The 26,940-nt window shown below is 37.1% G+C and carries 30 protein-coding genes; 1 reads left to right on the top strand and 29 read right to left on the bottom strand.

The window, feature by feature from the left end; all coding sequences use genetic code 11:
- Positions 1–65: 65 nt before the first annotated feature.
- From D612_RS0100230 to paaB, 20 genes are all read right to left on the bottom strand, one after another.
- Complete coding sequence (locus tag D612_RS0100230; RefSeq protein WP_017753451.1) at positions 66–632, bottom strand: hypothetical protein; 567 nt, start codon at positions 630–632, stop codon at positions 66–68.
- Between the two features lie 149 nt (positions 633–781).
- Positions 782–1,432 (bottom strand): lipase family alpha/beta hydrolase, encoded by a 651-nt coding sequence (locus D612_RS0100225; protein WP_017753450.1) that lies wholly within the window; start codon positions 1,430–1,432, stop codon positions 782–784.
- Between the two features lie 39 nt (positions 1,433–1,471).
- Positions 1,472–2,395, bottom strand: coding sequence for a M15 family metallopeptidase (locus tag D612_RS17610; protein ID WP_017753449.1), 924 nt, complete (start codon positions 2,393–2,395; stop codon positions 1,472–1,474).
- A gap of 116 nt (positions 2,396–2,511) precedes the next feature.
- On the bottom strand, positions 2,512–2,907 hold the full coding sequence (gene paaI / locus D612_RS0100215; protein ID WP_017753448.1) for a hydroxyphenylacetyl-CoA thioesterase PaaI: 396 nt from the start codon (positions 2,905–2,907) through the stop codon (positions 2,512–2,514).
- A gap of 57 nt (positions 2,908–2,964) precedes the next feature.
- Positions 2,965–4,191, bottom strand: a complete 1,227-nt coding sequence (locus tag D612_RS0100210; protein WP_017753447.1) for an ABC transporter substrate-binding protein — start codon at positions 4,189–4,191, stop codon at positions 2,965–2,967.
- Between the two features lie 145 nt (positions 4,192–4,336).
- Positions 4,337–5,089 carry an ABC transporter ATP-binding protein gene (locus D612_RS0100205; protein WP_017753446.1) on the bottom strand — a complete coding sequence of 251 codons (753 nt, stop codon included), beginning with the start codon at positions 5,087–5,089 and terminating at the stop codon, positions 4,337–4,339.
- Positions 5,086–5,874: an ABC transporter ATP-binding protein gene (locus D612_RS0100200; RefSeq protein WP_017753445.1), complete on the bottom strand. Its 789-nt coding sequence runs from the start codon at positions 5,872–5,874 to the stop codon at positions 5,086–5,088. The genes D612_RS0100205 and D612_RS0100200 overlap by 4 nt, the downstream gene beginning before the upstream one ends.
- Positions 5,875–5,898: 24 nt before the next feature.
- Positions 5,899–6,903, bottom strand: a complete 1,005-nt coding sequence (locus D612_RS0100195) for a branched-chain amino acid ABC transporter permease (RefSeq protein WP_017753444.1) — start codon at positions 6,901–6,903, stop codon at positions 5,899–5,901.
- A gap of 1 nt (position 6,904) precedes the next feature.
- Positions 6,905–7,783, bottom strand: coding sequence for a branched-chain amino acid ABC transporter permease (locus D612_RS0100190; RefSeq protein WP_017753443.1), 879 nt, complete (start codon positions 7,781–7,783; stop codon positions 6,905–6,907).
- A 360-nt stretch (positions 7,784–8,143) separates the two neighbouring features.
- Entirely contained in the window at positions 8,144–9,046 is a 903-nt protein-coding gene (gene paaX / locus D612_RS0100185; RefSeq protein WP_233274972.1) for a phenylacetic acid degradation operon negative regulatory protein PaaX, read from the bottom strand.
- 130 nt (positions 9,047–9,176) lie between these two features.
- Positions 9,177–9,956 carry an enoyl-CoA hydratase-related protein gene (locus D612_RS0100180; protein ID WP_026092333.1) on the bottom strand — a complete coding sequence of 260 codons (780 nt, stop codon included), beginning with the start codon at positions 9,954–9,956 and terminating at the stop codon, positions 9,177–9,179.
- 16 nt (positions 9,957–9,972) lie between these two features.
- Positions 9,973–11,175 (bottom strand): acetyl-CoA C-acyltransferase, encoded by a 1,203-nt coding sequence (locus D612_RS0100175; protein ID WP_017753440.1) that lies wholly within the window; start codon positions 11,173–11,175, stop codon positions 9,973–9,975.
- Between the two features lie 117 nt (positions 11,176–11,292).
- Positions 11,293–12,153, bottom strand: a complete 861-nt coding sequence (locus D612_RS0100170; RefSeq protein ID WP_017753439.1) for a 3-hydroxyacyl-CoA dehydrogenase — start codon at positions 12,151–12,153, stop codon at positions 11,293–11,295.
- 262 nt (positions 12,154–12,415) lie between these two features.
- Entirely contained in the window at positions 12,416–13,909 is a 1,494-nt protein-coding gene (locus tag D612_RS0100165; RefSeq protein WP_154649417.1) for an aldehyde dehydrogenase family protein, read from the bottom strand.
- Positions 13,910–13,967: 58 nt separating this feature from the next.
- Positions 13,968–14,741: an enoyl-CoA hydratase-related protein gene (locus tag D612_RS0100160; protein ID WP_017753437.1), complete on the bottom strand. Its 774-nt coding sequence runs from the start codon at positions 14,739–14,741 to the stop codon at positions 13,968–13,970.
- A gap of 11 nt (positions 14,742–14,752) precedes the next feature.
- Positions 14,753–15,529: an enoyl-CoA hydratase gene (locus D612_RS0100155; RefSeq protein ID WP_017753436.1), complete on the bottom strand. Its 777-nt coding sequence runs from the start codon at positions 15,527–15,529 to the stop codon at positions 14,753–14,755.
- Complete coding sequence (locus tag D612_RS0100150; RefSeq protein ID WP_017753435.1) at positions 15,522–15,830, bottom strand: EthD family reductase; 309 nt, start codon at positions 15,828–15,830, stop codon at positions 15,522–15,524. The genes D612_RS0100155 and D612_RS0100150 overlap by 8 nt, the downstream gene beginning before the upstream one ends.
- Positions 15,831–16,150: 320 nt before the next feature.
- Positions 16,151–16,651: a 1,2-phenylacetyl-CoA epoxidase subunit PaaD gene (gene paaD, locus D612_RS0100145; protein ID WP_017753434.1), complete on the bottom strand. Its 501-nt coding sequence runs from the start codon at positions 16,649–16,651 to the stop codon at positions 16,151–16,153.
- Between the two features lie 89 nt (positions 16,652–16,740).
- The gene (paaC, locus tag D612_RS0100140) at positions 16,741–17,535 is read right to left on the bottom strand and encodes a 1,2-phenylacetyl-CoA epoxidase subunit PaaC (protein ID WP_017753433.1); all 795 of its coding nucleotides are present in this window, start codon (positions 17,533–17,535) and stop codon (positions 16,741–16,743) included.
- On the bottom strand, positions 17,535–17,906 hold the full coding sequence (gene paaB / locus D612_RS0100135) for a 1,2-phenylacetyl-CoA epoxidase subunit PaaB (protein ID WP_017753432.1): 372 nt from the start codon (positions 17,904–17,906) through the stop codon (positions 17,535–17,537). The genes paaC and paaB overlap by 1 nt, the downstream gene beginning before the upstream one ends.
- Positions 17,907–18,116: 210 nt before the next feature.
- Between paaB and D612_RS19325 the strand changes: the two genes are divergently transcribed.
- Positions 18,117–18,671 carry a hypothetical protein gene (locus tag D612_RS19325; protein ID WP_161603216.1) on the top strand — a complete coding sequence of 185 codons (555 nt, stop codon included), beginning with the start codon at positions 18,117–18,119 and terminating at the stop codon, positions 18,669–18,671.
- 23 nt (positions 18,672–18,694) lie between these two features.
- On the opposite strand, the gene paaA is transcribed toward D612_RS19325, so the two are convergent.
- From paaA to D612_RS0100085, 9 genes are all read right to left on the bottom strand, one after another.
- A complete protein-coding gene (gene paaA / locus D612_RS0100125; protein ID WP_017753431.1) occupies positions 18,695–19,660 on the bottom strand; it encodes a 1,2-phenylacetyl-CoA epoxidase subunit PaaA in 966 nt (321 codons plus the stop codon).
- A 119-nt stretch (positions 19,661–19,779) separates the two neighbouring features.
- Positions 19,780–21,105, bottom strand: coding sequence for a phenylacetate--CoA ligase family protein (locus D612_RS0100120; RefSeq protein ID WP_017753430.1), 1,326 nt, complete (start codon positions 21,103–21,105; stop codon positions 19,780–19,782).
- Positions 21,106–21,282: 177 nt separating this feature from the next.
- Complete coding sequence (locus D612_RS0100115) at positions 21,283–22,569, bottom strand: MFS transporter (protein ID WP_017753429.1); 1,287 nt, start codon at positions 22,567–22,569, stop codon at positions 21,283–21,285.
- Between the two features lie 141 nt (positions 22,570–22,710).
- Positions 22,711–24,258, bottom strand: a complete 1,548-nt coding sequence (locus D612_RS0100110) for a benzoate-CoA ligase family protein (protein WP_034725746.1) — start codon at positions 24,256–24,258, stop codon at positions 22,711–22,713.
- Positions 24,259–24,527: 269 nt separating this feature from the next.
- Positions 24,528–25,328 (bottom strand): enoyl-CoA hydratase/isomerase family protein, encoded by an 801-nt coding sequence (locus tag D612_RS0100105; protein ID WP_017753427.1) that lies wholly within the window; start codon positions 25,326–25,328, stop codon positions 24,528–24,530.
- Positions 25,329–25,576: 248 nt separating this feature from the next.
- Positions 25,577–25,759 carry a PaaD-like zinc ribbon domain-containing protein gene (locus tag D612_RS0100100; protein ID WP_017753426.1) on the bottom strand — a complete coding sequence of 61 codons (183 nt, stop codon included), beginning with the start codon at positions 25,757–25,759 and terminating at the stop codon, positions 25,577–25,579.
- Positions 25,749–26,393 (bottom strand): Phenylacetic acid catabolic protein, encoded by a 645-nt coding sequence (locus D612_RS0100095; RefSeq protein ID WP_017753425.1) that lies wholly within the window; start codon positions 26,391–26,393, stop codon positions 25,749–25,751. The genes D612_RS0100100 and D612_RS0100095 overlap by 11 nt, the downstream gene beginning before the upstream one ends.
- Positions 26,386–26,616, bottom strand: a complete 231-nt coding sequence (locus tag D612_RS0100090; RefSeq protein ID WP_017753424.1) for a hypothetical protein — start codon at positions 26,614–26,616, stop codon at positions 26,386–26,388. Before D612_RS0100090 ends, D612_RS0100095 begins: the two co-directional genes overlap by 8 nt.
- Positions 26,613–26,939: a metal-sulfur cluster assembly factor gene (locus D612_RS0100085; protein ID WP_017753423.1), complete on the bottom strand. Its 327-nt coding sequence runs from the start codon at positions 26,937–26,939 to the stop codon at positions 26,613–26,615. Before D612_RS0100085 ends, D612_RS0100090 begins: the two co-directional genes overlap by 4 nt.
- Between the last annotated feature and the right edge of the window lies 1 nt (position 26,940).

Below are 26,940 nucleotides of genomic sequence, written 5' to 3'. Positions count from 1 at the left end.
AAATTTTATAATTACCTAAACAACAAAAAAGCCCTGAAGTGATCATCCTTCAGAGCTGTAACGTTCTACCACATCCAACAACCGCCCATGCCTCTAGCCATTCCTCGTCCCATTCCACCGCGAATACCCGGATTTGGATAGCTATAATTTCCATCTGCATTTGGATTCATGTACGCTCCACCAGGAAAGTATCCTTGACCTAGACCTTCGACCTCAATCATTGCCTCAATATTGGCTTTTTGCATGTCGAGCATATAGTCCATTTGATATTGGGTAATAACTTTATCTTTTACCATTTGTATCAATTGCGCTTGTCTTTCAGCAACAATTTCGTTAACTACTTCATCCACATCAATGTCTTTTGCTTTAAGGAGATCAACAATTGCCTTACCTTCTAATCGTGCCTCAAAAAGTTCATCCGCTGTCATCCCTAATTTTTCTGCAATTACAGCATGCATGTCACCTTGAAAATATTGGCCCATAAACATTCCGCCCCTAGCAAACTGTTTGCCATTAAAATAGGGCTGAATCGTAGTATCATCTGCTGCAAATCCAAAGCTTGGACCAAACGCCGCCCCAAGAATAAAGCCACCGGTCAATGCTCCAGCAATAATCATTTTCTTAATTTTCATATTTCCCATCCACCTTTCCATTATTGGTAGTAAGCTATTTCTCTTACCACCTTAATAATAGAAAAGTTATTTTTAGCAAATGTCTGGAAATTGTTAAGAAATTATCAAGATTAAAAAACTGGGTTGCTATAGTGCAAACCCAGTGTTATTCATTTAAATTTCCCAGTTTGTAAAAAATGATGAATCAGTTGCGCCACTTCTTTTTGATAATGGATATCTTTATGACCAAATGGCGCAATCGTAAAATCATGTAACTCTTTATAATAGACTTCTTCAATAGTAACTCTGCCATCATTATCATTTTTTAATAATTTCCCAAGCAATAGATTATTATTATTTCCGGCAACTGCGCCAATTTCGATTGGACTATGTTTAATTAAATCCATAGCAAGTATTTCCTCAGGCTGCAAAGAGCGTAATGTTTGAAAGACATTTACAAGCCTACGAGAAGTTTTCCCTGCAATACTTGCTAACTGGCTACCTTGATTAGGTGTAGCGATTAGTACACACCGATGTACGTTTTGTTGATTTTTCTCGTTAGATAAAAAATGGCGGATCACAATACCACCTGTACTATGACCAATAAGATGTACTTTTTCCTCGGACTTTAAATCAATCATTATTTTCGAAACCTTATCCTCAAAAAGCGAACTACAATAATCAATTGATTTAAAGGTTAACGGCAAATCTACCAAAACCCCTTTATAACCCATTTCTTCTAAATGTGCCTTTAAAGAGCGCATGTCTTTGCTTGTTTTGTAGTAGCCATGCACTAACACAATTTTTTGTAAGTTAGACATATGCTCGTCACCTAATTTTTCATAGTAAAACGATTATTTTCATTTAATCTTAATAGTCGAGGAAGTTGTTGATGGTTGTTGTAAAACATTTGAATCAACTTCACTGCCATTATTATTACCTGTTTGATTAGAACTATTTACTGGATAGGCTGAAAAATACTCTTCTAAAGTAAGACCCATTTTATATACTTCAGCAGCAATATCCTTACCGATATATCTTATGTGCCAAGGCTCGTAACTATAACCAGTGATATGTTCCTTTCCTTTTGGATAGCGTATGATAAATCCATACTTATGGGCATTTTCTTTTAGCCAAATACCTTCCGTTGTTTCACCAAATTCCTCGATAAGATCAAAGCCAACTTTATGTGACGTTAAGTCAATAGCTAATCCTGTTTGGTGTTCACTTTGGCCTGCAACGGCACTAACCTTCCTAGCAGCTTCTTCACCTTGTCGTTGCACGTTTGCGGCAAAGATTGCCTCCTGACGTGAATAAGAGCGATACCCTGAAGCACCAAGAATTTCAATATTTTCTGCCGTTGCGTCAGCAAATAGCTCCTCTAACGCCATTGCAGCCTCTTGTCGCAAATACCGTTTTGGATCATCTCCATCAAAATAAAAAGGAACATCTGGAGCAACTAAATTACTGGGTACATAGTTAGCTGGTAATGCATTTTTCTTATTTACTAGTACTAGTAAATCAGCGGGCTTCGCAATAACCTGAACCACAGCACTGTTATTTATTTCTTCTGAAGGATCCAAATCAAGATCTTCTTTATTGACAGGTGTATCCACCTCTTGATTTTGCACTTGATTATTTTCAATTTCTGCTTCTAGTAGTTTTTCTTCTGCTGGCAACGTTGCTTCTTCCACTTCAACTTGTCGATTTTCACTAGCTTGTTCAGCATTACCACAGCCAGTCAATGCTAGTCCAATTGTTAATATGATTATAGTCTTTTTCATGTTTTGGCTCCTTTTAGAAACGTAGTACGCTGATGCATAATCCATTATACTATAAATCTAATAGTCTTTGAGTAATTAGTTATTTTCCCTAAAATTAAACAAAAGGATGAATATCGTTAACGATTCTTTTTGCGGTATACCATTCCTTCTGCTGTGGCAATCAATTGTCCTTTTTTATTTTCTACATTCATATGATAGAACCCTAGCCTGCTGTTTTTTGTCACCTCAACCGCAGTAGCTACAAGATAATCATCTATCAACCCAGCAGAAATAAAGTTAATATTGACGTTTATTCCTACTGCTACTTGGTCGTACGTATTGCTCGCAATTGCAAAAGCAACATCTGCTAGAGAAAATATTACTCCGCCATTTGCAGTGTTATGGATATTAAGCATATCTTTTGTAATATTCATTGAAACCTTTGCAAAACCTTCCGCAACCTCTTCAATTGAAATTCCTAAAAAATTGGCAAAAGGATCATTTAATATTTTCTCTATTATTTTTTCATCCATTGTTCTATCTCCTTCCATATTGGAAAATGGCTGTCATTAGACAGCCATTAGCCTTTGTTACTTTTTCAGTACCCATTTCCCGTCTTTAACTTCTGCTAAGACCATACTATCAGCTGACAAGCCGTTATGATCCGTTTCACTGAACGTAAATGTACCTGTCGCTCCAATAAATCCTTTAATGTTTGTCTCTAAGTAGTTTCTAATGGCTTCGCGATCAGTACCTGCTGCCTTTAGTGCTTCTACCGCTAACAAAACATTATCATAGCCATAGGAGCCGAAATTAGTAGGTTCGCTTCCGAATTTCTCCATATAAGAATCGTAGAAGTTTTTAATAACTTCGTATTGCGGGTCATCCTCATCAATTTGGGTAGGGAATAATAGTTTACCGGTAGGAATGACAACGCCTTCTGCAGCTCCCTCGGCAAGCTCAATAAATGTGTTATTCGCAATACCATGGCTCGAGATATGCGGCATTGTCATACCTAACTCCTTCATATTTTTTGTAATAATAGCCGGACCTGGATTGGTTCCCCAAACAACGAGTGCCTCTGCATTAGATCCGTTAATTTTTGTTAATTGTGCACTCATATCAGTATCATTTGTATTATATGATTCTGAAGTTGTAATCTCGATGCCGTAATCACCTGCTAATGATTTAAGAACTTCCAATCCAGCTGATCCATATGCATTTGAGTCAGTTAATGTTGCAATATTCTTAATTCCTGCTTCCTGAAGATACATGTAAATACGAGTTACAGCATGCAAATCTGAATGTGGTGTTTTAAATACCCATGTAGACTCTTCAACAGGCTCAACAACTTGTGTAGCTGCAGCTGCAGAGATCATTGGGATTTGGTTTTCCATCGCAAGACCCTTCATTGCTAAACTTGGTCCTGTTGTTGATGTTCCCAAAATAATTTGAACCTTCTCATCATGAATAAGTCTGTTCATTTCTTCAATGGCTTTTTCCTGCTTTGACTCATCATCTGCTAGAATAATCTCTAATGGAACACCATTAATACCGCCGTTTGCATTAATCTGTTCTTCAAGTAGGAGAGTAGCATTCCACTCTGGTTCTCCTAGTGGGCTTGCCGGACCTGTTTTCGAGTATATGGCTCCTATCTTGTAAACTTCAGGTGCATTTGTTTCTTCCGCGTTTCCCTCTGCTGTTGGCTCAGCTGTATTTTCAGCTTGCTTTGACTGTTGAGTTTGCTGTCCTCCACAAGCTGCAAGGATCATACCAACTAATAAAAGAACAATCCCAACGTTCAACCACTTTTTCATTTAGAACCCCCCAAAAATTTAAAATTTTATTTTAGTTAGAAAGTTATTTAAATATTTGAAATATACAGAAAATTCGACACGGTATACTCCGATTATTTAAAGTAACTTAGTAACGTAAAATCTCTTGTCTAAATCTTAATTTGGACTAATTTACCGCATGCCCCAAAAATGCTTCCTTAACCTTTTCATCCTGAATGAGTTCTTGAGCTGTTCCTTCTTTAATAATTTCACCATGTTGCATTACATAAGCCCGATCAGAAATTTTTAAAGATGCATATACATTTTGTTCAATTAATAAAACGGTTGTATTAAAATCATCTCGCAATTTTTTTACAAGTGTTAATACTTCTTTTACAATTAGTGGCGCTAATCCTAATGATGGCTCATCCAAAAGAAGTAATTCAGGCTTTGCCATAACAGCCCTTGCAATTGCCAGCATTTGTTGCTGCCCACCCGAGAGCGTACCTGCAAGCTGATGTTTCCTTTCTTCAAGTATTGGGAAAATTTCAAATACCTTTGTCATATCCTTGTCAACATTTTTTCTTTTCGTTTTACTGTAGTGATGGAATGCACCCAAATATAAATTATCAACTACACTCATGGTAGCAAAGACTTGGCGGTGCTCTGGTACATGGATCAGATGCCGACTAACAATCTTTTCAGCTGGCAATCTAGTAATATCTTCCCCCTTAAAAAATATCTGTCCACTTGCAGCTTTGTGTAAACCTGATATCGTTTGAAGTAGTGTTGTTTTCCCTGCACCATTTGCTCCTAAAAACGCAACAATTTCACCCTTATTCACGTGGAAGGTTACATGATTTAAAGCTCTAATTGGACCATAACTGAAGGACAAATTGTTAATTTCTAGTAATCTATTTTGATTTAGGCATTTGCTCATCCTGTCACCTCAATATTTTCTACTACTTCTTCTCCAAGATAGGCCGCTATTACTTTTTCGTCATTTTGAATTTCTTCTGGTGTTCCTTCTGCAATTTTTTTGCCTTGATCAAGAACGATTATCTTATCGCAAATGCTCATAACCAAGTCCATATCATGCTCAACAACAAAGATTGAAATCCCTTTATCACGAATCCGTTTAATTATCATACTCATTTCTCTTGTTTCCTGATGGTTTAATCCAGCTGCAATCTCATCTAATAACAAAAGCTCTGGCTCTGTGGCTAATGCACGTGCTAGTTCAAGTAAACGGAGCTTCCCTAACGGTAGACTGCCTGCATTTTGATCGTAAACATTCTCAAGTCCTACAAACTTTATTTTTTCCATTGCAGCATCAAGGATAATTTTTTCCTCTTTTAGAGCACTTGGTAATCGTAAAGCTGCGGCTAACATCCCCGACTTAGTCTTTGAATGGTGACCAACCATCACATTTTCTATAACAGTCATATTTTTAAACACCTGTATATTTTGGAATGTCCTCGATATTCCCAATTCACAAACTTTATAAGCTGGAAGTCTATCAATTCTTTGACCTTTAAATTTTATTTCCCCACTTGTTGGGGCAAGTACAGCGGACAGCATATTAAACAACGTACTTTTCCCCGCCCCATTCGGACCTATTAATCCAACTATCATTCCCTCTTTAAAAGAAAAAGAAACATTATGATTTGCAATGACACCACCAAAGCTTTTCGAAAGTCCATTTACCTCCAAAATTGGATTCATTTCAATACTCGTCCCTCCTTTGTTTTACATATTTCGTGAAACTTTCGCTTTCTTTAGGCTTGCGAATTTAGATTGGTAAATAGTTGCAACTGTTGGAACCAACCCTTTTGGGAGAAAAATAACAACCAACATTAAAATTAAGCCATATAGCACATGTTCAAAATCACTTGTAATAAACGAAATATGCTCTCCTAATACTTTGACTATAACGCTAATAAATGATATTAAGATTGAGCCGACAACAGCTCCCCAAATACTTATACTTCCTCCTAGAACAACCATAGCTAAAAATATAATTGAAGTTTCAAGTGTAAATGATGCTGGTGAAATACTATAACTCATATGAGCCATGAGCCAACCTGCTAGTCCTGAAAACATTGCGCCGAGAACAAATATTTGCATTTTATATTTTCCCGCATCAACACCCATCGCACTCGCTGCAATTTCACTGCCATGGATAGAACGGAGGGCACGGCCAATTCTCGAATGTATAATGTTTAGTGATAAGATCATGATGACGAAAGCAAATGCCCAGACAAAATAGTAATAAGGGATGCCTTGGCTTAGACTATATCCAAATAATTGTATTTTTGGAATCCCATATAGGCCAGAGGCCCCTTTCGTAACAGATTTCCACTCCACTAACAAAACATGGACGATAATACCAAAGGCTAAAGTAGCCATCGCTAAATAGTATCCATTTAAACGCGACATCGTAAAGCCAATTATGAATGCAATAATTCCTGGTATTAATAATGAAAAAAGAAGCCCGACCCACGGATTAAAATTGTATGTTGTTGTTAAAACTGCTGATGCATAAGCACCAACGCCATAGAATGCTGCATGTCCTAAGGAAATCTGTCCAGCAAAACCCATCAATAAACCTAAACTAATAGCGACAATTGTATATATGCCAGCAAAGGTTGCTTTAGTAATATAAAATGATTGGGAAACAATTAGTGGAAAAATAACCATGACAACCGTAAATACGATCAGACCAATCCAACTTGTTCTTTGGATCCCCTTCAAACTAGAGACCTCCTTTGCCAACATTCTTTTCGCCCATAATGCCATATGGACGAATTAATAAAATGATAAGAATTACACTAAAAACAATTGCATCCTTCATTCCAGAGCTTATGTATCCTGCACCTAATGACTCCATTAATCCTAGAATCAAACCACCAATGACTGCACCTGGTGCACTTCCTAATCCGCCAAGTATACTTGCTGAAAAGCCTTTAATTCCTAGCATCGACCCCATATCATAAGCTGGAAATAAAATTGGTGCGATCGCTAGTCCAGCAATTGCTCCAAGAGCAGCGCTTAAAACAAATGAAAATGAAGACATCTTCACAGGGCTAATGCTCATTAGTTGAGCAGCAATTGGATTCGCGGAACAAGCACGGAAAGCCTTTCCTAACATTGTTTTTTCCATAACTAAGTATAGTACTGCTACACTTATTAGTAAGATCACCATAACCCAAATACTTTGTGGTGTAATTGCTGCTCCAAAAATATTGATAGGGTCATTTTTAGTAAAAGGTGCTATTTTAACTGGATTTTTCCCCCATACCATACTGGCAATTCCACGAACGAAAATTGAAGCCCCGATTGTAAGAATAATTAGACTCAGTGCATCTGCTTTTTTAGCCCTTCTAATAATAATCAATTCTAATAGGTAGCCTAATATAACTACTACGATGATGGTTATAAAAAACGCAAAAAGATAGGGAATTCCTAAGGAAAGCATTGTAAACATTGTCATTCCGCCTAACATTACAAACTCTCCTTGGGCTAAATTAATGACCTTTGTAACGCTATACACTGTTACAAATCCTAAAGCAACGATCGCATATATACTACCAATCGTTAATCCGGTTATTAAAAATTGTAAAAGCTCTCCCAATAGATCAACCTCCACATTCTTGTGACGTTTTTAAAACGGTTGGTTTTTATGTGATATATAACTAGAATGATATCGCTTTCACGAACTGCTTGTCAACAAGATTTTATACTTTTATTATACTTTTATGCTGTTATTCGAATTTAATAACTTTATAACATGAACTTAAGTATCGTTAATTTTTCGTTAGCACTTTAAATATGTTGTTAATAATTTTGCCGCCTCAATTAGTTTTGTCGCCTCAATTAGTTGTAACAATTAGTAAGGATTTGAACTCTTGGTTTATCTTTTTTGAGATTCAACAAAAGAAGCTGCCCAAAAGCCTTTAAAACTTTTTGGGCAGCTATATTTTAAATCCACAAATTAATTATTGTTGTTAACCATATATGGATGGTTTAATACTTCATAATCACGATCTTTTCTATTAATCTCATTATCCTTCTCGAAAATTGATTCAAAAAAATGATTTGCTGGTTCAGCAAGCGTTTTATAATAATCCGTAAAAAGTGATGCTGCATGACCACCAAGCCATTTACTTGGTAGTAATTCCTCTGGTAATCCCGGATCAATAAAAAGAAACTTCCGGTATTCATGGACTAATTTAGTTCTTTCAACAAAACAAGCAGCCTCTGACATTTGTCCGTTTACAATTTTATTTTTGTCTACGACAAACTTTTTGCTGTATTCAGAAATAAATTCTTCATATTTTTCATTAATATTATCCAAATCCCAGCATGATTTGACAATTGTTTCATTTTTCTCTGGACCTTTATATTGTGAAACAAAAAAGTGTACATATGACTTTATATTATACTTCTCAACTAAAAGGTTCACTTCATCTTCTAAGTTATTAGGAGAAATCCAACAGCTATTAAGCAACATGCCAAAGCCGCTCCACACTAATTCTTGGCGAAGTTCATCACGGATATTTCTCTTCTCTTCGGGAATGGTATACATTAACATTCTCCATTTACCATCCCATTTAACCGGGCTTAATTTAAAAATCCGTTTTGCAGCTTCTTCAATCCTAGCTACTCCCATCTTAGTAAGTGAATAATAGCTTTTATTTCCCTTTTTTGAGGAAGTCACCCAACCTTGTTTCCCCATTCTAGAGATAGCTGCTCTTACTGATTGATCATTATGACCAAATTCTTCTAATAGTCGAATTAAACTGCCTATCCATATCTCATTGCCATAATGCCTGATATAATCACCATATAGTGTAAAGATCATCGAACGAGTATTTATATTAGTCACTATATTCATCCTTCTTTTTTACTGATAATTCCATATATTATCTTATTATACTTTACGGATGATATCAAACACTAATCAACAATTTCGTATAAAAAACGTCATAACAATCTATATTTTGATATCAATAGATAATATAATTTTATTGTCCTGTAAAAATCGGAGTCCTTTTTTCACTAAAGGCAGTCAATGCTTCTAATCTATCTTTTGTTGGTATCGTCATTTCATAAGCCTTTGCTTCAATTGCTAACCCAGTTTGTAGATCAACACCTAAACCATAGTTAATAGCGTACTTTGCTTGCTCGAGGGCAATAGGTCCATTTTCCATCATTTGTTCTACAAGTATTAAACATTCGGTAATTAAACTATCATTAGCATCCACTACTTTTGTTAGTATACCTAAATCATAAGCCTCAGCTGCTGTTACTTTTTTCGCTGTCAAAATTAGTTCCTTTGCTTTTGCTTCCCCTATTAGTCTAGGAAGACGTTGTGTTCCGCCAGCACCAGGTATAATTGCCCATTTAAGCTCGGTCAGTCCCATTGTAGCCTGTGAAACTGCAATTCTAAAATCACAGGCAAGCATTAATTCAAATCCACCACCAAAAGCATGGCCATTTACAGCAGCAATTGTTGGCTGTGGTAAGGATGAAATATCATTAAACACCGTGCGAATCTTATTTACATTTCTACGAACCTGTTCTTCTGTTAATGTTCTTCTTTCCTTCAAATCTGCTCCTGCACTAAATGCTTTATCACCAGTACCTGAAAATATAACAACTCTAACATTTCGGTTTGTACGAATATCATCAACAATTTCCCCTAAATGGGTTAACGTTTCGTAATCAAAGCAGTTTAATACTTCCGGACGATTAATCGTTACAAATCCTATATGATTTTTTACTTCAAAGATAATATTAGGCATAAATATATATCCTTTCTTATTCAATATTTTCAACAATGGTCGCAATTCCTTGACCAACACCAATACACATTGTTGCTAATCCATACTTCACATTACGCTTTTTCATTTCATGAATTAACGTCGTCAAAATTCTAGCACCACTTGCACCTAACGGATGCCCGAATGCAATCGCGCCACCATTTACATTGACAATGTCTTTATTTAATTCTAGCTGCTTAATACATTCAAGCGATTGAGCTGCAAATGCTTCATTTAGTTCGACGAGACCGATGTCGTTGATTGTTAATCTTGCTCGAGAAAGTGCCTTTCTTGTAGCAAAAATTGGACCAAGTCCCATAATTCGCGGTTCTAATCCTGCAGTTGCTGAAACCTTATATTTAACAAGCGGTTTCACACCAAGCTCATATGCTTTTTTCGCTGACATTAATAACAACGCACTGGCCCCATCATTTACACCAGATGAATTGCCTGCTGTTACCGTTCCATTTTCAAAAAGGGGCTTAAGCTTGCTGAGCTTTTCTAGTGTTGTATCTGGTCTCGGATGTTCATCTTCATTAACAATAATTTCATTGCCTTTTTTATCGTAATAAACAATAGGTACAATTTCTTCAGCAAATCGATTTATTTCAATGGCCATTTTTGCTTTCAGTTGGCTTTCATAGGCAAAATAATCTTGAGCCTCACGAGTAACATTAAACTGTTGCGCAACATTCTCAGCTGTTTTCGGCATTGTGTCTGAACCGTACATTTCATGCAATTTTTTGTTTGTGAACCGCCAGCCAATTGTTGTATCAAACATTTCCATGTTTCCCCGTGGAAAATCTGACTCCGGTTTTGCCATAACAAATGGAGCACGAGTCATACTCTCTGTTCCACCTGCGATAAAAACATCTCCTTCTTTAGCAATAATTGCACGTGCCGCATAATTTACAGCATCTAATCCTGAGCCACATAAGCGGTTTATCGTTGTACCCCCAACCTCAACTGGAAGACCGGCTAATAACGATGCCATTCTAGCAACATTTCTATTGTCCTCACCGGCTTGGTTGGCATTTCCGAAAACAACCTCCTCAATTTGATCTACTGGAACGTTACCGTTTCGCTCCACAATTTTTTTTATTACCACTGCTGCTAAATCGTCTGGACGGATTGATTGCAAAGCACCTTTATATTTGCCAATCGGCGTTCTTAGAGCATCGACAATAACAACCTCACTCATTTTTTCAGCACCTTTCTGTTTTCAACGTTTCAAAGTTCAACAATACGTATTTGCATAATTTCCCCAGCATATTTGTTATTGATCAATAACTTGATATTTTATAATAGTATTCGTGTCTTAAGACTCAGAGTTCGAATAGTCGTAAACACCTTTGCCTACCTTACGACCAAGGCGCCCTGCCTTTACATATTGTTCTAGTAGTGGTGCGGGACGATATTTTTCTCCTAATTTTTCATGTAAATATTTTAAATTATTTAAACGTACATCTAGACCAACCAAATCAACAAGCTCAAACGGGCCCATTGGATAATTGAGTCCGAGTTTAATCGCTTTGTCTATTTCTTCAGGTGTGCCAATCCCTTCTTGCAGCATATAAAACGCTTCGTTTCCAACAAGTGTACTGATCCGGCTTGTCACAAAACCAGGAAATTCATTTACAACAACTGTTTGTTTCTCCATTTTTTCAGCGGCCTGTCTTGCGACTTCAGCTGTTTCATCGTTTGTTTCTAGACCGCGAATTATTTCAACAAGAGGCATTTTATGGACAGGATTGAAGAAATGCATCGCAATTACTTTTTCGGGACGCTTTGTATATGATGCTATTTCAGTAGGACTCATCGTTGATGTGTTTGTTGCGAAGTAACAGTGTTCCGGCGCATGCTTATCAATTGTTTCAAAAACATTTTTCTTTACATTTCTAATTTCCGGGACGGCTTCAATTACTAGATCTGCTGTTTTGACAGCATCAGCTAAGTTTGTTTCATATGTTATTCGTTTTTTCGCCTCTTCTGCCTTTAAAGCTGAAAGCTTTCCGCGTTCAACTCCCTTATCAAATATCTTATTTATTTCAATTTCTGCTGAAACTAGTGCTTCATTTTTTACATCAACGATTTTCACATGGAACCCGCCAACAGCCGAAACATATGCAATACCTCTCCCCATCGTGCCAGAGCCTACAACTACTAAATGATCGATCATATTTTTTCACTCCTAGTTTCTTCCTTATTAACTGGAATACTTTTTTTCGTAAGTACTTCATTAATAACTAATTTCTGAATTTACCTGTGGGGCCCATGTTCAGCTAAGGTTTTCTTCCAGAACAAAACCCGCTTTTTATGATCACCCACAGGTTTTTAACTGTACAATATTATGTTATATAGAGCCTTTTGAAAAATAAGCGAGCACACTTAATTTCAAAGGTGCTCGCCTAGCTAATAGTCAACTCAATTTCATTTATTTTTTACACACCTAGTGGATTTAATGGTTTGCCACCATAATATGCAAGTACACTTTTTGTTTCTGTATAAAGATCTAGCGTTTCGATACAGAGCTCGCGTCCAAATCCTGACTGTTTATATCCACCAAATGGGGTTCCAGGGAAAGCAGAGAACGGACAATTCACCATTACAATCCCAGCGCGGATTTGGTTTGCAACACGTGTTGCACGGCCTTGGTCCTTCGTCCAAATCGCTGAGCCTAAGCCAAATTCAGTATCATTTGCAAGCTTAATCGCTTCCTTTTCATCACTAAATTTCATGACAACAACAACGGGGCCAAAGATTTCCTCTTGGACGACCTTCATGTCATGATTCACATCAGTAATAATTGTCGGTGCATACCAATAACCATTTTCAAAACCTTCAACCTTTACTTCTTGACCCCCTGTAACAACCGTTGCCCCATCTTCTATTGCTGATTGAACGTAGCCATCAATAACCTCAAGCTGATCTCTGCTTATAATTGCTCCTACTTGAGTACCTTGATCCATAGGATCACCTAACCGTAATTGTTTCGTTTTCTCGATGAATTTTTCCATAAACTCTTCGTAAATGTCGGCATGAACATATAAGCGTGAACGAGCTTCACAAGATTGACCAGTATTATAAAAGATTCCAAAAAGGGAACCATAAACTGCTGCATCAATATCTGCATCTGCAAACACAATATTTGGCGATTTACCACCAAGCTCAAGCGTAACTCGTTTTAATGTTTGAGAAGCCTTCTCCATAATATCTTTACCTATTGGTGTTGAGCCTGTAAATGCTACCTTATCAATTCCAGGGTGCTCGACAATCGCATCACCAACTGTAGAGCCAGGTCCTGGTACAACATTTACAACACCCTCCGGTACACCTGCTTCATGACAAATTTCCGTTAACACGATAGCAGTTAAAGGTGTCAGGCTTGCCGGTTTTAAGACAATTGAGCATCCAGCTGCAATGGCAGGTGCAATTTTCCAAGCAGCCATCATTATCGGGTAATTCCAAGGAATAATTTGACCACAAACACCAACTGGTTCTTTTTGCGTATAATTAAAAAAGCCAAACGGCATATTGTTTACTTCACCGCGATGCCCAACAATGGCACCAGCATAAAACTCAAAATCTTCAATCGCCTGCATCACTTGACCTTGGGCAGCAGACAGGGATTTACCACTATTGAGAACCTCTAATTCAACTAACTCATTAAAACGAGCTCTCATGAAGGAAGCGATTTTATTCATTACCCGAGATCTTTTGTTGACTGGGAATCTTCTCCACTTTCCATTTTCAAAAGCATTGCGAGCGGCATTTACGGCGCGATCAACATCCTCCTTAGAAGCCTTCGCTACTTGTGCTAGCGGAGCACCTGTTGCAGGATTATATGTAGTAAACGTTTCTTTTGAAATTGCATCCACTCTTTCGCCATTAATGATCATTTGATAGTAATCACGTTTTAAGTCTAACTTTTCCATTTTTTCTGCTTTTGCTGTTGTCACAAACAACACCCCTTATAAATTAATTTCATAATCGTTAATTCCCATGAAACTGTGGTTTCCGCTTTTCCAGAAAAGCTGCGACCCCTTCTTTATGGTCGTTTGTTACCCCTGCCGCACGCTGACCAACTGCCTCTTTTTCAAGCATTTCTATTAAATCACTATCCCAACTATCATTGACATATCGTTTAATTAAGCCAATGGCCTTTGTCGGCATGTTAGCTAGTTTTTCAGCAAATGAGGAAACTTCATCGTGCCAGCTTTCTAACGGGATCACCTTCGTTACTAAGCCAATTGATTTTGCTTCATTAGCTGAAATTTTTTCACCTAACATTGCTAATTCCAAAGCTTTTGCTTGCCCAACTAACCGTGGTAAATAATATAAATTCCCTGAATCAGGAATCAATCCAATATGAATAAACGCTTCTACTAAACTAGCTTTTTCAGACGCCAAACGGAAATCGCATGCTAACGCAAGACTTAAACCCGCCCCCGCAGCTACTCCATTAATTGCAGCAATGACTGGTTTTTCAAGTGTAGCTAGTTGCTTTATCATTGGGTTATAACGATTGCGAAGAATCTCTCCATGATTTGTTTCTTCACCAAGACTGCCGAGATCCTCCCCAGCACAGAAGGCACGACCCTCACCAGTAATAACTAAGCATCTTACTTCAGGATTCCTTGCTACATCCTTTAAGGCTCGGACAATTTCAGTATTCATTTGCTCAGTAAAGGCATTAAGTTTATCAGGCCGATTCAAAGTTAGCCAAGCTACACCGCTCGTCACTTCAAATTTTATTGTTTCAAACATATGTAGCCTCCTTATTTCCCTTTGAAATTTGGTTTTCGTTTTTCAATAAAAGCTTTCATTCCTTCTTTTTGATCGTGTGAAGAAAATAACAGAGAAAAGTTTTTTCGTTCAAATTGCATTCCTTCATATAGTGAATAATCAATTGCCTTAAGAACGGATTCTTTTATTAATCGCAAAGAAAGAGAAGGCTGTTTTGCAATCTTCTTAGCAAAGCGAACGGTTTCCTCTAGTAAAACTTCTGGTGCGACTAAGCGGTTTACAATCCCATAATGTAGCGCTTCTTTTGCTGACATCGGTTCACCTAACCAAAGCCATTCAAGCGCTTTTGTTTTTCCCATTAGTTTCGTTAACCGTTGCGTTCCGCCAGCTCCTGGCATTACTCCGATATTAATTTCTGGAAACCCAAATTGTGCGTTATCAGCTGCAACTAAAACATCACAGCAAAGAGCTAGTTCAAAGCCACCACCTAGAGCAAAACCTTGTACAGCCCCTATAATTGGTTTTTTTATTAATGCAATCCGGTCCCAATCAGCAAACTGGTTCAATAATTCTAACCGTATCGAATCATCCTCTGCCATTTCATGAATATCAGCCCCTGCCGCAAATGCACGACCTTCACCAGTTAAGAGAATTACTTTTACATCATCGTTTTTGTCAAACGACTCTAGCGCATTAACAATTTCTGTAATCATAAAGCGATTAAGAGCATTTAACACGTTTGGCCGGTTTAATGTAACATAGCCAATTTCTTCACAACTGGATACATTAATATATTGATAGTTATTCATTCAGCTCTTCACCAATCATCAATGTGACGAGATCCCCGGCGAATGACATAAGATCCTTCCCCGATGCTTTTGCCTCCTCAGTCTTCATTGCTGCTTTAAAGGATTCCATACTTTCGTAATACATCTCGCACATTAAATAATATTTGCTTTCACCGCCCATCGGACTGCCTACAAACTTTGTAACCTCCATTTTTAACAGACCTGGTATCTTCTTTGTAATTGGTGCATGAACCGAAAAATAATGATCATCAAATTTCGCTTTATCCTCTGGATGTTTATAAAGAGCTACAAATTTTATCATTTTATTCCCTCCAAAAGTTCTTATTTGTTAATTTCTGTTCTTGGCGAAACCGGACCTTAGGGCAAGCGCCATCTGGTTCTTTTGTTCGTTCTGTGCAGGTTGATGGATCAGATAGGGCGATTCGTTTGGAAATTACGGCGCCCATCTGGTTCCTTGTCTTCGCCCTGTGCAGACATCGGACTGTACCACAGAATATCCCGGTGAAATTGTTTATAATTTAGACTGTTTATTAAGATCTCAGAGGTATCAAATTGTCCGAAGGATATCCCATAGAAATAGCCTCTCCCTACTCCAATTCAACATAAAATGAAATTAGTTCATCAATTCATTGTAGAAATTGGTTTCATTGCTTCATATGGATTTTTACAGTTTTTACAGTATAAAATACTTCTACAAGCTGATGGACCAAAAATATTTTCAACAGAATGGTATGGTGATCCGCAATACGGGCATTCCACCTTCCATGTTCCATCATTTTCAAGCTTTAGCGGGGGTGGTGCAATCCCATATACTTTTAATCCTTCCCGTCCTTTGCTCGTAATCCGATCGGAGGTCCATGGTGGATTTTTTATATAATTAACCTCTACTTCTTTCACTTCATCGATTAGTTTTATCGCTTTTATAACATTTTCCTTTATGATCCCTAACGCAGGACACCCTAAAAAAGTAGGAAGTAAATCAACACTGACTTTATTGTCGGAGACCAATACTTTATCAACCATTCCTAAATCAATAATCGTAACTGTGTCTATCTCTGGATCACAGACAGTATCTAATTGTCTCCATGCTTCAGTTTCTATTAATGAATGTGATGCTTCCAATTTATAAACACCCCCTTATCAGTAAAATATATGCTGCGGACTTCAATAACATTTCATAAAGTTGTCCACAGCATAGAATTGGTTATTTTTCACCAAGGAACAGTCGGATTTAAATTGTACACTTCAGAAAGGGACGCTAGTGCTTCAGCGAGGTCATCCGTATGAACACCCGCTCTTCCGTCACCACGCTCCATTTTAAGTTCACCATGAAAATCAAGATTTAACGTATTAAATACTTCCTTAATCTCAGAATTAAACCGTTCTTTCAAAACATCCTCACTTTCGATTAATCCTGCAGCAACAATCCCTTCTCGATTTGGTCCTAAGGATAATAAACCACCTAAATCCTTCCACACTTTTTCAATCGCTTGCTCCATTCTGTTTCTAGCTTCTCCCTCAGCATTTATTAATTGATAGAACCATGTTCGCCAATGCATCAGGTGATATAGCGTCTCCGTATTGATCTTAACCGCCACTTGTGCTAGTGGTTCATACTTCGATTTAGTTAACGAATCAATCTTGATCTTTTTCGTAATTTCATAAAAATAATTGCGTACAACTGTAAAAGCCCAATCATACCTCGGTTCATTATATAACCAATGTCCCGGGCCATTAACATCTTCCAAAAGAATTGCATTCTTTCGTTCAGTAGCAGGCCGTGCATGTGCTAGGTGATCCGCATTTCCTTCACCAAGCTCCTCAAGAATTTGGTAGAAAATCGCTGCATGTCCCATCGTGTTTTGCGTAATGGATGAATAAGCAACATCCTCTTCAATATGCGGAACTAAGCCAAGCCATTCAGAACCTCGATAAGAGACGAGGAGATCATCATCAGCAAGCTGGTACAATAATTCGACTAATGCTTTTTTTTCTTCTTCATTCATTATTTAACACGCCCCTTACTCCAAGACAGGATTTCCTTCTCGTCAAACATGCCTTGCTCGGCTTCCCGCCATATTCTAGCCAAATATCCATAACCTTTTGTTGTACGATAATCTTTATTATCTATTCGTTTTAGGACAGCACGTTCCTCAGAATTCATTGAACGGATATCAGAGCGTTTTACTACCCATATATCACAAACTTCCTCTCGTCTCATAAAGTTCTCTTGCGCCATTACTAAAGCAATTTCATGGTTAGGTGCTAAGAGTGTAAATTGCTCTTGCACTTGAGATGTTGGCGTTTTCCGGCTAAAAACTTGAAATTCCTCATAAAATGGAACTTCGTTCATCGAAACTTCGTTCATTTGTTCCATTCCCTTTCCCCCTATTATTTTATTAAACATGATGTGATCTACTATAAACGATCATTTAGTTATCTTTAGCTGCACATCTGGCTATACAACCGCCAAGTGCTCCGGAACGTTTAAAATTGTGTTTATCAACGTTAACATAAATTCAACCGTCGCTTGATACAAATAAATTTAAGTTATTCTCATCAAATTGAGTCTCACGCCGTTTTGCTGATGGTAAATCCTTTTTATCGTCAGCAAATTGAGTCTCACGCCGTTTTGCTGATAGTAAATCCTTTTTATCGTCACCAAATCCAGTCTCACGCCGTTTTGCTGATAGTAAATCCTTTTTATCGTCAGCAAATCCAGTCTCACGCCGTTTTGCTGATAGTAAATCCTTTTTATCGTCACCAAATCCAGTCTCACGCCGTTTTGCTGATGGTAAATCCTTTTTATCGTCAGCAAATCCAGTCTCACGCCGTTTTGCTGATAGTAAATCCTTTTTATCGTCACCAAATCCAGTCTCACGCCGTTTTGCTGATAGTAAATCCTTTTTATCGTCAGCAAATCCAGTGTCACGCCGTTTTGCTGATAGTAAATCCTTTTTATCGTCAGCAAATTGAGTCTCACGCCGTTTTGCTGATAGTAAATCCTTTTTATCGTCACCAAATCCAGTCTCACGCCGTTTTGCTGATAGTAAATCCTTTTTATCGTCAGCAAATCCAGTCTCACGCCGTTTTGCTGATAGTAAATCCTTTTAATAGTGGTTATACTAGATCAGTAAAGTAGCAATCCAATCCAACCCAACTAATCTATGAAACTACCGCGCTTTTTAAACCTAATGCTTTACGCACCCAAGCATTGTTTTCATATGATAATTTTCTTAACCGTAGTCTTTCTTGTGACATCGGACCATCGTTACGAATAATTTTCTTGAAATATTCCCAATCAGGCTGCTTGTATATCCAGTTTTTCGTTTCTTCATCAAAATGAAGTGTTTCATCTGGAATGGTTAACCCAATCCCTTGTATTCTAGGAATATATTTCGTAAGATAAAACTGCCTTAAATCTTCATTTGTATTTTTTCTAATTTTATATTTGATTGTTATATCTTGCTTCGAGGAGCCCGTTGTTTCTGAAGTTGCTGGTCCGAAAAACATTAACAATGCTGGCCACCAACGATCTAGTGCATCTTGAAGCATTTCTTTTTGCTCTTTTGTTCCTTTTGCTAACGCAATTGAAATCGCTTCGCCGTGTTGTGCATGGAATACTTCCTCTTGTGCAATTCGTTTTAACGCTCTTGCATAAGGGGCATAGGAAGCATCTAACATATTTGTTTGCGTAATAATAGCTGCTCCATCAACTAACCAGCCAATCAAGCCTGCATCTGCCCACGATTCTGTCTTCCAATGAAATACATTATGAAACTTCAAATCTCCATTAAATAAATCCTGAATTAAATCCTCTCTCGTTTTACCTAGAGGCTTAATGAGATCTTCAGCAACCCGTAATAGCAATTGACCATGACCCATTTCATCCTGAACCTTTGCCATAATCCCAAGCTTCCGATATAGAGAAGGTGCTTTAGGAGCCCATTCCTTTTCTGGTAATGCCCCCATAATCTCACTGATACCATGCATTGATATTAATTTTATCAATGTATGTCGGTACTCATCAGGCATCCAATCATCGGCTTCAATTTTTTCGCCTGCCTCGATTCTCTTCATAAATTCTTCGTGTTTAATTTCATCTGAAGAATCAACTACATGAACCGCCATTTATACCCCACCCTTCTTGTTTTATAAACGTTATATGACGTTTTATTAACGTTATTATAATATTACGTCATATAAAATACAAGTGATTAGCGCACTTAAATTTCTGATTTTTTAAAAAATTATACTTTTAAACTTGTATTTCTTTTGTCTATTACCCGGACAGCCTTTCCCTCTGATCTTTTAATTGACTTTGGCTGATGTATTTTTATATCCATTGAAACTAGACAGCTATTTTTCATAATGTGATGAATCATATTGGTTAATTGATGAACCTTTTCATGATTCATATCACCACTAATTTGTTTATACATAGCATCTGTTATCTCCACATTTAACTCAATTGCATCCATACTTCCTTTTTTAATTAAATGCACTTGATAATGTGGAGCTAATTCTTTTACTGTAAGTAAAAAATGTTCAATTTCAGAAGGGAAAACATTTACTCCTCTAATAATGATCATGTCATCAAGACGGCCCTTCACTCGTGACATTCGAAGAGTAGTTCTTCCACATTTACATTTCTCTCTATTAATTGAAGCAATATCACCCGTCCGATAACGAATAACCGGAAAAGCCTCCTTCGTCAAGCTTGTAAACACAAGCTCACCGTCCTCTCCGTCCGGTACGGCTTCAAGTGTTTCCGGATCTATAACTTCTACAAGGAAATGATCTTCAGCAACATGAAGGCCGTTTTGCTCTTGATGGCATTCAACAGAAACACCCGGTCCCATTACCTCACTTAGTCCATATATATCACACGCCTTTATAGCAAGCTTTTCCTCTATTGTTTTCCGCATTTCTTCTGACCATGGTTCAGCACCAAATATTCCATATTTTAGACTTGATTTACGCGGGTCCTTTCCTAGATCTTCCATATGCTCAGCGATATTTAACACATAAGACGGTGTACAACAAATGACAGTTGGTTCAAAATCTTCAATTAAGGTTATTTGCCTATCGGTATTACCACCGGAAATCGGCACGGTACACATCCCTAAAATTTCACTGCCGTAATGAAGTCCTAATCCCCCAGTAAATAACCCATAACCATACGCATTATGTAAAACCTCTCCAGGTCTACCTCCTGCAATTACAATTGCTCTGGCAATGATTTCACTCCAGTTTTTAATATCATTTCGCGTATATGCAACAACTGTTGGTTTACCGCTAGTACCTGATGAACCATGAATTCTAACAATTTCCTTTCGATCTACTGCGAACAGACCAAACGGATAATGATTACGTAAATCTTGTTTTTTTGTAAAAGGAAGCTTTGCGATGTCCTCTAAACCTTTAATACTACTAGGAGTCACATTGCGTTCTACTAGTTTTTCCTGATAAAACGGCACATTATTAAATACTCTTTCTACGGTAGTTCTCAGTCTTTCAAGCTGTAATTTTTCGATTTCCTCTCGATTTACTGTTTCAATTTCATGCAAAATCATCCAATTTCCCCCTTATTTGACATGTAACGATTCAAGAAATGTCAAAACACTACATAAAAGCGCTTACATTTACAATTTAAACGACACGTCATACTATTTTTCGTATGACGTTATTTTAACGGTCATTATATTTTATGTAATGTTTGATTCCAAAGATACCCTTCCGGAAACTAAATGTCAATAATTTTTTAAATCTTTTGAACTTTTAGATTCTTTTGGTTGGAAAATTTCCAATTGTTGTTTTTTTGTTTTAATAATTAATAAAAAACTAATTACACCCGCAGCCGCAACTACTGTTGCCGATAGAAAAAATGATGTATTATAGTTGTTTGCTGCATCTATTAACACACCCGTTATAATCGGTGAAATAAATTGGCCAACCCCGAAAAATAATGTTAAAAATCCCATGGCAATAGGGATAAGTCTTGGTTCAACAAGTTCACTTATACCCACATTTGTAACCGTCGGTACTGCCCAAAGGGAAAGACCATACAAGATTACTCCGCTTAACAATAAAAAGCTATTATTTGTTGTGACAATCAATACTAATATCGATGCTTGAAAAAAATACACAAAAGATAACGTTTGGATTCTTCCAAACCGATCTGATAAACTACCCCATATAAAACCACTAAAAACGCTAGCAAAGCCTGCAATCGCAAAATAACTTCCAGCCATTTCCTTTTGAAAACCACCATCGGTCATTAAGTAATCTACGAGAAAGGTTGAAAACGTTAAATAACTAAATCCCCACGCAAAATAACAAATCCCAATTGTCCAGACGTATTTATTTTTATAAACAGATGAATAATCTTTAATTGGTCTTAGTTGATCTTCGTTTCTCGTAGGAACAGCTGAATAGCCAACAGGGCTCATACCTACATCGCCTGGATCATTTTTCAAAAATAAGCTATTAATCATAATAATTAGCATTACAAATGCAGCGAGAATCCACCAGCTATAGCGCCAGCCTAATTCTGGATGAATAGCTATTAGTAGTGGTACAACCATACCGCTAAAAGACATTCCAATTCCACTACCCGAGTTGGCTATCCCCATAGCCATTCCTCGTCTACTTGGAGCAAACCAACGGGGAATTAGACCTAACGCTGGTATATTGGCACCACCAGATCCAATTCCAAGTAATAAACTCCCAAATATAGCGACTATAATATGATTTGATAATGAAATGATCACCATCGAAACTGCCACTAAGATGAGCGAACATAGTATGACACGTTTAGCTGTATACTTTAAAACTACGTATCCTGATATAAACGAACTCATTAAATACCCTAAAAAAATCCCTGAAGCTACTGTCCCTGTTTGTTGATAATCGAATCCTAGGCCTTCCTTCATAAAAGGCAGAATTGCCCCAAAGGAAAATCGCGCAAACCCAAGACTTGCAACAACACATAAAGTAATAGCAACTATTATGACACGTATTCTTGTTTTTTCCTTCAAATACTTATCACCCCTTCCTCTCATGCGATTTTTAGAAAACATTAAGGGGAATAGCCAATAAAAAATAAAAAATCAAGTACTTTGTCAAAATGATTTGTTTCCTCCAAAGTACTTGTGGTGTAAGTAGTAATATTTAATCTCCTAAATGTTTCTTAGTTTAAATCTTTGAATTTTACCTGTTGCTGTTTTTGGCAGTTCATCAACAAACTCTATAATTCTTGGATATTTATAAGGTGCTAATTTATCTTTTACAAAGACTTTCAACTCATCCTTTAATTCCTCTGACGGCTCCATCCCGTTCTTTAAAACTACGTAAGCTTTCGTTTTTACTAAATCGTCCACATTTTTTTCTCCTACAACAGCTGTTTCCAGAACTTTATCATGTTCAAGTAAAGAGGATTCCACTTCAATAGGAGAAACCCATATTCCGCCGATTTTTAACATATCGTCCGATCGTCCACAATACCAATAATATCCATCCTCATCACAGTAATAACGATCTCCAGTATTAAACCATTCGCCTTGAAACTTTACCTTATTTTCCTCATGAAGATTCCAATAGCGCTCAGCTATACTATCACCCTTAATCCACAAATTACCTGTTTCGTTCGGTGGTAGTAAAGCGCCATGTTCATCTATGATTTTCGCTTCATAACCTGGAACGGCAAAACCGGAGCTACCTTCACGAATTTTCCCAACTTGATTAGATAAATAAATATGTAGCGCTTCTGTAGAACCAATTCCGTCCAAAATATCTATATTAAAAAGATTTTTCCATTTATTAATATATGCTGCGGGTAATGCTTCACCAGCTGAAACACAAACTCTGACCGACGTTAAATCATACTTTTTACCAGATTGTTCAACATGATTAATCATTGCCCCATAAAGAGTCGGGACACCAAAGAAAATAGTTGGTTTGTATTTCTCAATTGTCGCAAACACTAAATCTGGCGTTGGTCTATCAGGCATTAACACAGTTGAGGCACCTGCACCTAACGGAAAATACATCCCATTACCTAACCCATAAGCAAAAAATAGTTTTGATGCTGAAAATGTAATATCATTTTTATCAATTTTTAATATTTTTCTAGCATAATTCTCATATGCATATTCCATATCATGTTGAAGATGAATGACGCCTTTTGGATCACCTGTACTCCCTGAGCTATATAACCAAAATGCTGCATCACTCTTGCAAGTATGCGCACTCCTTAGCTCACTAGAAGCTTGCTCAACCCATGAACAATAATCCTTTACCCCCGCTTCGTTAACCGCTTGGGTAGATATTACAAATATGTGCTCTAAATATAAAAAGTTTTGTCGATCCTCTTTAATCGTATCCCAAAGGTCTTGTTGAATAACTAACACTTTAGAGCGACTATTATTGAGAAAATATTCAAAGTCCTTTGGCTTCATCATCGTATTAACAGGTACTGGTATTGCTCCAATCTTTATTGCTCCGAAAAATGAAGCAACAAATTCAGGTGAATCATAACATGCTAGAAGTATACGTTGTTCCATATTTATTCCTAATTGTTTTAAAACATTGCCAAACTGGTTTATACGCTCTTGCAATTGTCTATATGTTATTTGTTCATCTTGATAAAAAATCGCTACATCTTGACCGAATCCATTTTCTACCTGCTTATCAATAAATAAATAGGATGCATTATACTTACTTGCCATTCCACGAACTTGTGGAGTTGTAATATTCACAATACCACTCCTTTTTTTAACTTTATTAAATATTTATTTTGTTTGTACAAATTTAGTACAGTGATTACAGCAAAAACGAGACTATTCTTTGTTTTTGCGACGTGAAAAATCATATTACTTGTCACATTATTTCGATTGATAGACAATAAAATTGTCGAATTATATTTATATCATGAAAGTAGCAATACCAAATGAAACATTGGTATTGCTACTCCTATTTTTACTATGTTGTCTTTACTTTATTGTCCAGTCCAATTTGGGTCGCGCTTTTCAAGAAAAGCAGTTAATCCTTCCTTTGCATCATTGGAACGGAACAATAGATTTTGAAGTTCGCCCTCATAGCGAATCGCTACATTTAAAGGCATTTCTTTTCCGTTCATAATTGATAGCTTAATATTCGATACCGCATATGTTGCTTGACTAGCAATTTTACGGGCATATTGTAGCGTTTTTTCACGTGTCTCTTCCTGAGGGAATACTTTATCAACTAGTTGAATATCTAACGCCTCCTTTGGAGTGATTAACTCACCACTAATATTTAAATCTAACGCTTTGGAATGACCGACCTGGCGGGCAAGACGCTGCGTTCCTCCTGTACCAGCTAATACTCCTAACGTCACTTCTGGCAACCCAATTTTTCCTGCCTGATCTCCCATAAATCTTAAATCACATCCTAATGCCATTTCGAGGCCGCCACCGACAGTGTGTCCTTCTAAACAAGCAATCCAGATTTGTGGGGAACGCGCAATTTTATCTAATGTTTCATTACAGAATAAGCAGAACTGGGTTTTAAAGCGCGGCTCTGATGCTTTGAGAAATGCAACATTTGCCCCAACACTGAAAAAGTTTGGCATATCACTCATTAATACAACTACTTTTATATCATTATCAAAGCGAATATCATCCACCACAGCATTTAATTCTCGATAAAATTCAAGATCGTACGCATTTGTTTTGTTAATGTGAAGATGTACTTCAGCCACTCCATTATCCTTTTTTACTGTCAATGTTTTTGTTTCAAGACTTACTGTGTTTGTCATTAAAATTCCTCCTTAGAAATTAGTATTTTAATATATCCACTGTTTATATAGTGGTTATTTTACAAAAGAAAGCATTGAACAACTCCTGATCGCGATTGTTCAACAAAGTAAGATAAAAATTCTAACATGAAAGAGTGAGTAACATAGCAAGCGGAAAACTCGATCTCGATTGTTCAACCTAATAAGTTAAAATCGATAAATGTCAGACGACAAAACAACTCGAATAGGCAACATCTAGTATTGAATTATTAAGCATTACTATGCTTTAGTTCGCTACTTTCCCGCCAACGAATATACTCAAACACGCTTTTACAATCATTGCAATAATATTGACGAACTAGCTGAGCAGTTCCGAACGGTGATAGGAATGTCGCTTTCTCGCTATCACAAAATGGACAATGCGGCTTTTTCCCACCTTCTTTAACGAACATCAGCTGTCACCCCAGAATTTTTTGTAATTTGCCCAATTCTTTCATTCAAACGCTTAACAAGGCTAGCATTTTGTGAGATTAATTGTTCTTCTAGTAAACTCTTATTAGTTTCAATACTTGTTAACCATTGGACTACTTCATTTTGAACTTCGGAAAGAGCTTCTTTAAACTTCCGCGGTATTGCTCCTTCATCATTCAACAATTGCATAGCCCAGCCTTCAGAGTATATAATATGATCCTTTTGTTCAACTAAGTATTTTTCAAAATGACTTCCTACTTGCCTTGTACTAGACTTAATAATTTCCTTTATAACTAAATCAACCGCTAAATTCACAACATATGATGCTGCAATTAAAGTAATCCAATTATGAATTGCAACTACATTTTGAAAAGCTCTCCCTGTTTGCGCTTGAATTTCTGGCTTTTTTATCAAACCTTCAAGATCAAATGTCCAATTGTACATTAATCTGGCATGACCTAACTCTGCCTGAGCCATCGCGATTGCTGACAAGGTAGCTTCAATATCCGGACCTCCAATACCAATCTCTACTAGGCGGTCACCTAATACAAATTTGTTGTCCGCAATCGTGTGTACAACTGGAATTATTGCCAGTAAATTTTCATTATTAGGCATAAACAACACCCTCCTCTATACCGCTATCTTCTAATGTTCTAACCGGTATGATATTTTTTCGATTGACAACAAACATCTCAACCCAGTTTTCTTCATTATATATATGAGTAGCGTAAACTTTTGCAAGCTCGGCTGTTTCAGCCTCAACAGTTCCAATATGAATCAAATCACTACCTCTGTCGATCCTTGTAAACACTTCATATTCCTCACGATTTTGTCTCAACGGCTACTTACCCCCCAATGCTTTAATTGTTGCTTACCTTTTTCGCTTAAGCAGTCAATTGTCCATGCTGGTTCCCAAACTACCTTAATCAAAACATCCTCTACACCATTCTCTTGAAGAAGGCGATTTTTGATATCATCTTCAATCCATTGCATACAACCACATCCTGTAGACGTATATGTCATCGTTACTTCGACAATTCCGTCTTTTGCTTGGATATCATATATTAATCCCATATCTACAACACTGATTGGAAATTCCGGATCCATTACTTCCGTTAATACGTCCCAATAATGTTGATCTTGTACGGCATTCGATCCCATC

This window comes from Calidifontibacillus oryziterrae, from assembly GCF_000331575.1.
Classification (GTDB): domain Bacteria; phylum Bacillota; class Bacilli; order Bacillales; family Bacillaceae_J; genus Calidifontibacillus_A; species Calidifontibacillus_A oryziterrae.
Note: the sequence above shows the minus strand (reverse complement) of the source record. Positions and strands in the feature narration are given on the sequence as shown.

What these genes read in the sequence shown, in the direction of transcription:
- D612_RS0100230 (WP_017753451.1), bottom strand. Translation starts at nt 632, where the DNA reads ATGAAAATTAAGAAAATGATTATTGCTGGAGCATTGACCGGTGGCTTT.
- D612_RS0100225 (WP_017753450.1), bottom strand. Translation starts at nt 1,432, where the DNA reads ATGTCTAACTTACAAAAAATTGTGTTAGTGCATGGCTACTACAAAACA.
- D612_RS17610 (WP_017753449.1), bottom strand. Translation starts at nt 2,395, where the DNA reads ATGAAAAAGACTATAATCATATTAACAATTGGACTAGCATTGACTGGC.
- paaI (WP_017753448.1), bottom strand. Translation starts at nt 2,907, where the DNA reads ATGGATGAAAAAATAATAGAGAAAATATTAAATGATCCTTTTGCCAAT.
- D612_RS0100210 (WP_017753447.1), bottom strand. Translation starts at nt 4,191, where the DNA reads ATGAAAAAGTGGTTGAACGTTGGGATTGTTCTTTTATTAGTTGGTATG.
- D612_RS0100205 (WP_017753446.1), bottom strand. Translation starts at nt 5,089, where the DNA reads ATGAGCAAATGCCTAAATCAAAATAGATTACTAGAAATTAACAATTTG.
- D612_RS0100200 (WP_017753445.1), bottom strand. Translation starts at nt 5,874, where the DNA reads ATGAATCCAATTTTGGAGGTAAATGGACTTTCGAAAAGCTTTGGTGGT.
- paaX (WP_233274972.1), bottom strand. Translation starts at nt 9,046, where the DNA reads ATGAATATAGTGACTAATATAAATACTCGTTCGATGATCTTTACACTA.
- D612_RS0100180 (WP_026092333.1), bottom strand. Translation starts at nt 9,956, where the DNA reads ATGCCTAATATTATCTTTGAAGTAAAAAATCATATAGGATTTGTAACG.
- D612_RS0100175 (WP_017753440.1), bottom strand. Translation starts at nt 11,175, where the DNA reads ATGAGTGAGGTTGTTATTGTCGATGCTCTAAGAACGCCGATTGGCAAA.
- D612_RS0100170 (WP_017753439.1), bottom strand. Translation starts at nt 12,153, where the DNA reads ATGATCGATCATTTAGTAGTTGTAGGCTCTGGCACGATGGGGAGAGGT.
- D612_RS0100165 (WP_154649417.1), bottom strand. Translation starts at nt 13,909, where the DNA reads ATGGAAAAGTTAGACTTAAAACGTGATTACTATCAAATGATCATTAAT.
- D612_RS0100160 (WP_017753437.1), bottom strand. Translation starts at nt 14,741, where the DNA reads ATGTTTGAAACAATAAAATTTGAAGTGACGAGCGGTGTAGCTTGGCTA.
- D612_RS0100155 (WP_017753436.1), bottom strand. Translation starts at nt 15,529, where the DNA reads ATGAATAACTATCAATATATTAATGTATCCAGTTGTGAAGAAATTGGC.
- D612_RS0100150 (WP_017753435.1), bottom strand. Translation starts at nt 15,830, where the DNA reads ATGATAAAATTTGTAGCTCTTTATAAACATCCAGAGGATAAAGCGAAA.
- paaC (WP_017753433.1), bottom strand. Translation starts at nt 17,535, where the DNA reads ATGAATGAAGAAGAAAAAAAAGCATTAGTCGAATTATTGTACCAGCTT.
- paaB (WP_017753432.1), bottom strand. Translation starts at nt 17,906, where the DNA reads ATGGAACAAATGAACGAAGTTTCGATGAACGAAGTTCCATTTTATGAG.
- D612_RS19325 (WP_161603216.1), top strand. Translation starts at nt 18,117, where the DNA reads ATGGTAAATCCTTTTTATCGTCAGCAAATTGAGTCTCACGCCGTTTTG.
- paaA (WP_017753431.1), bottom strand. Translation starts at nt 19,660, where the DNA reads ATGGCGGTTCATGTAGTTGATTCTTCAGATGAAATTAAACACGAAGAA.
- D612_RS0100120 (WP_017753430.1), bottom strand. Translation starts at nt 21,105, where the DNA reads ATGATTTTGCATGAAATTGAAACAGTAAATCGAGAGGAAATCGAAAAA.
- D612_RS0100110 (WP_034725746.1), bottom strand. Translation starts at nt 24,258, where the DNA reads ATGGCAAGTAAGTATAATGCATCCTATTTATTTATTGATAAGCAGGTA.
- D612_RS0100105 (WP_017753427.1), bottom strand. Translation starts at nt 25,328, where the DNA reads ATGACAAACACAGTAAGTCTTGAAACAAAAACATTGACAGTAAAAAAG.
- D612_RS0100100 (WP_017753426.1), bottom strand. Translation starts at nt 25,759, where the DNA reads ATGTTCGTTAAAGAAGGTGGGAAAAAGCCGCATTGTCCATTTTGTGAT.
- D612_RS0100095 (WP_017753425.1), bottom strand. Translation starts at nt 26,393, where the DNA reads ATGCCTAATAATGAAAATTTACTGGCAATAATTCCAGTTGTACACACG.
- D612_RS0100085 (WP_017753423.1), bottom strand. Translation starts at nt 26,939, where the DNA reads ATGGGATCGAATGCCGTACAAGATCAACATTATTGGGACGTATTAACG.